This is a genomic window from Pseudoalteromonas sp. MelDa3 (assembly GCF_002863625.1).
In the GTDB taxonomy this organism is placed as follows: domain Bacteria; phylum Pseudomonadota; class Gammaproteobacteria; order Enterobacterales; family Alteromonadaceae; genus Pseudoalteromonas; species Pseudoalteromonas arctica.
The window spans coordinates 1-3,278 of sequence record NZ_PJBR01000172.1; the positions used below are offsets into that span (position 1 = coordinate 1).

General features: G+C 38.6%; 2 protein-coding genes. Both read right to left on the minus strand.

Annotation, left to right across the window (positions count from 1 at the left end; all coding sequences use genetic code 11):
• On the minus strand, positions 1-837 hold an 837-nt coding region (locus tag CXF89_RS18735; RefSeq protein WP_145990844.1), incomplete at its 3' end, for a carboxylate/amino acid/amine transporter.
• Between the two features lie 114 nt (positions 838-951).
• Positions 952-3,087 carry a M3 family metallopeptidase gene (locus CXF89_RS18740; RefSeq protein WP_024590276.1) on the minus strand — a complete coding sequence of 712 codons (2,136 nt, stop codon included), beginning with the start codon at positions 3,085-3,087 and terminating at the stop codon, positions 952-954.
• Positions 3,088-3,278: the final 191 nt, after the last annotated feature.

Sequence of the window (3,278 nt, forward strand, 5' to 3'; positions counted from 1 at the left end):
ATTAAGCATTTGATTCACTAATAATGCACCTAACATTATAGCTGCTCCAATACTTAACCTGACTATGTCAGCGTCTCGGTTCCAAATTAGTACGTTAACAATAATCCCTGCTGGGATAAGTAAGTTATTCATGACTGCCAGAGCTCCAACGTTGACGAGTGTTGCGCCTTTATTCCACATAAAGTAACCAAGGCCTGATGCAACAACCCCTAAATAAATCAGTATGCCCCACTGAGTAGAAGTGGTTGGTAATTTGTTTGAATTACCAAATAATGCATAACAAATTGTGGCAATAATAAGTGCGCCTATAAAAAACCATCCAAATACGGTTTTATCATCAAGCTTATTGTTCATCATTAAGCGTTTATAGGTTACTTGGCCTACAGCAAAACTTATGTTCGCACCTTGAACTAATAATAAGCCAATTATGAAATTGCTATTTAGATTTTCGTAACGAATGGTAATTGCACCAATTACAGCAATAAGTGCGACTATAAAAAAGCGTGGGTTAAAATGTTTGTTCAATGCATCATTTAGCAAGGTAATGTACAAAGGAGTCATTACTGTAAATAGCAGTACTTCGGGGACGCTTAAAAATAAAAAGGAATGGTAGTAAAAGCTATACATAACACCAAGTTGTATAGCGCCAATCAGCATGAGCTTTAAGGCTAAAGGTTTAGGTGTTTGTTTAAACTTTAAAAATGGTAAAAATACGAGGGTTGCTAGTGCTATGCGAATTAACACACTAAACCATGCATCAACCTGACCTGCTAAATACACGCCAATTAAACTAAATGAAAATGCCCAAAGTAAAGTTACTGCAAATAAGTACCGCATAGCTGTCGTCTTTAAATAATTAATGGCAGCAGTTTATCTGTTATAAATTGATGTATAAACAATAAAAGCCCGCAAGCGGGCTTTTATAAAAGTGAGCTTAATAAATTAAGTTATTTATTCAACTAAACCACGGCGCTTAAGTAGTGCGTCGGTAGTTGGTTTTTGACCTCTAAACTCAATGTAGCTTTGCATTAAGTCGCGGCTGTTACCTTTTGATAGGATTTCTTTACGGAACTTGTCACCATTTTTACGGGTTAAGCCGCCGTTATTTTCCATATGCGCAAAGGCATCTGCTGCAAACACTTCAGTCCATAGGTACGCGTAGTAACCCGCTGAATAACCACCTGCAAATGTGTGGCTAAAGAAGTTTGATTTGTAACGTGGTGGAACAGGGTAGTAAGCAATACCGTGTTTTTCTAGCGCGTCTTGCTCAAACTTTTGAACGTCAGTAATTTTCTTATCAGAACCAAATGAATGCCATTCCATATCAAGTAGTGCAGCGGCTAAGTATTCAGTAGTGCCGTAACCTTGGTTGAATTTTTGCGATTCAAGTACTTTATCAAGTAAAGCTTGTGGAATTGGCTCACCTGTTTTGTAATGTTTCGCATAGTTAGCAAGAACGGTTGGTTCAATCATCCAATCTTCATTTGCTTGCGACGGAAACTCAACAAAGTCACGTGCCGTTGCAGTACCCGCTAGGCTTGGGTATTTAACATCTGAGAATAACCCGTGTGCAGCATGACCAAATTCATGGAACATAGTAGATACTTCGTCAAATGTCATTAGCGTAGGCTCGCCTGCAGCAGGTTTTGGAATGTTCTGCGCATTGTAAATAACCGGTTTAGTGCCTTTTAATCCGCTTTCGCTAACGTATGCACTCATCCATGCGCCGCCACGTTTACCTTCACGTGCATATGGGTCTAAGTAAAATAAACCAATAGCGCTGCCATCAGCGTTAAATACTTCGTATACGGTTACATCTTCATGATAAACAGGAAGATCTTTACGTTCTTTAAACGTAATACCGTACAGTTTGTTCATTGCAAAGAATAAGCCATCGTGAATAACCGATTGCATTTCAAAGTATGGTTTAACAAGTGCTGGATCTAAGTTGTACTTTTCTGCACGTACTTTTTCAGCATAAAAAGTCCAATCCCATGGTTTAAGCTCAAAGCTTTCGCCTGAATCGTTAATCACTTTTTGAATAGCGGCTGCTTCAATCTTTGCTTTTTCAACTGCTTTTGGTGCTAGGTCATCAAGGATGCCGTAAACGTTTTCAGTTGTTTGCGCCATACGCGACGTCATTACATAAGAAGCCCAATCTTTGTAGCCTAAAAGCTCTGCTTTTTGAGCGCGTAGGTTGGTTTCTTTAATAATAATAGGGCCGTTAGTTTTTGCTGCGCGGTTTGCAGAGGCTTTAAAAATTCGCTCACGTAGGTCGCGGTTTTCAAGGCTACTTAAAATTGGTTGTTGCGTTGTATTTACCAAAGTGATCATGTAGCCGTCTTTGCCCGCTTTTTTAGCTGAAGCTGCAAGGCCTGCAATTTCGCCTTCAGAAAGACCTGCTAATTCACTTTTATCTGTAACTACAATAACGTCTTCTTTAAACGATTTTAAAATGTTTTGTGAAAACGCAGTAGATAGCTGAGCTAGCTCTGAGTTAATTTCACGCATTTTAGCTTTTTCAGCGTCATTTAATTTAGCACCTGCTTTTACAAACTGCTTGTAGTAAAAATCAACTAGGCGTTTATCTTCTGCGTTTAATTTATCTTGATTGTCGTAAATTGTTTGTACGCGCTTAAATAATTCACCGTTTAAGTAAATATCATCTGAGTGAGCTGATAATACAGGCGCCATTTTTTCATCAATACGCTGGTATTCAGCATCTGAAATTAAACCAGATAAGTTATAAAAAGCAGCCGATACGCGATTTAATAGCTCCCCTGACAATTCCATTTTAACTAATGTGTTTTCAAATGTTGCTGGAGCAGGGTTGTTAGCAATGGCTTGTACTTGTGCCGTGTGCTGTGCGATACCTGCATCGAATGCAGCTTCGTAGTCTTTTGTACCAAATTTATCAAACTCTGGTGCCATATATTGCAATGGGCTTGGCTTAAATAAAACATTGTTTGCGTTCATGTCTTGCACTTGTGCTGCGCCTTCTTTTGCCATGTTTTGTGTATCGTTAGATGAACAGGCCGATAATATTAAGGCACTAGCAATAGTAGTGGCGATCAGGGTTTTACGCATAATAACTCCATAGAAAGATTAGCCGGAATAGGCTTTGCGAGTCGAAAAACCTAGTTAACTTATCAAATTTTGGCGTTTATACAATAAAGTTTATCGGTATTAAGGGGGATTTGAACGCAAATTAGCTAATATTTAGCTTTAAGGGAGGTAAAAGTAGCTCTAAAAGTAAACACCTGAGCTACTTAATAAGT

Excerpts from the sequence above, each read along its gene's own strand:
- CXF89_RS18740 (WP_024590276.1), bottom strand. The coding sequence starts at position 3,087 with ATGCGTAAAACCCTGATCGCCACTACTATTGCTAGTGCCTTAATATTA.